This is a genomic window from Streptomyces sp. 13-12-16 (genome assembly GCF_002114215.1).
Lineage (GTDB): Bacteria > Actinomycetota > Actinomycetes > Streptomycetales > Streptomycetaceae > Streptomyces.
Genome location: NZ_NCTE01000311.1, coordinates 1 through 893 on the forward strand (window position 1 = coordinate 1; position 893 = coordinate 893).

At 74.7% G+C, this 893-nt stretch carries 1 protein-coding gene; it reads right to left on the reverse strand.

Annotated elements, in window-relative coordinates; genetic code table 11:
• Positions 1 to 6: 6 nt before the first annotated feature.
• A partial coding sequence (locus B7767_RS13325; RefSeq protein WP_143652417.1) for a HAMP domain-containing sensor histidine kinase occupies positions 7 to 893 on the reverse strand: 887 nt, incomplete at its 5' end.

Here is an 893-nt window from a genome sequence, read left to right on the forward strand (position 1 = left end):
CACCGCTCACCCATCCGGCTCCGCGGCCACACCCCCCACCGTGAACCCGATCACCGTCCCCCCACCCTCACGGGAGAAGGCGTACGGCGCCCCGCCATGCGCAAGCGCGACCTCCCGCACGATGGAGAGCCCCAGCCCCGACCCCGGCAGGGACCGCGCGTCGGCGGCACGGTAGAACCGGTCGAACACCCGGACCAGATCGTCATCGGCGATCCCCGGCCCCCGGTCCCGCACCTCCACCCGCACCGCCCCCACCCGCACCGCCCCCACCCGAGCCGGCCCCGCGACCCGGATCTCCACGGGAGCACGCCCGCCCCGGTCGAACTTCACCGCGTTCTCGACGAGATTGGACAGCGCCCGCGTCAGCATCCCCGGCCGTCCGTCGGTCGTGGTGTCACCGCTCACCCCGACCACGATCTCCCGCCCGGTACGGCGCCGCGCCAGCCCCGCCACCTCCTCGGCGACGTCCGCGAGGTCGACCCGCTGCGGCGGCTCGGTGTCGGACTGCCCGGCCGCGAGGTCGACGAGTTCGTTGACGAGGTCGGTCAGCTCGCGGGCCTCCTGCGTGAGGTCGGCGACGAGTTCCTCACGGGTGCCGGGCGGCAGCTCGTCGATGCGGCGCAGCAGGGAGATGTTGGTGCGCAGCGAGGTGAGCGGCGTCCGCAGCTCGTGCCCGGCGTCCTGGACCAGTCGCCGCTGGTCCTCCTCGGACTGGGCGAGCCGCCCCAGCATCCGGTCGAAGGCACGGCCGAGCCGCCCCACCTCGTCGTAACCGGCCACCGGCACCTGGATGCCGAGCCGCCGCGTACGGGCGACGGCCTCGGCGGTGTTGGTGAGGACGACCAGGCGCCGGGTGATCCGCCGGGCCACCCACCAGCCGAACAGTCCCGCCC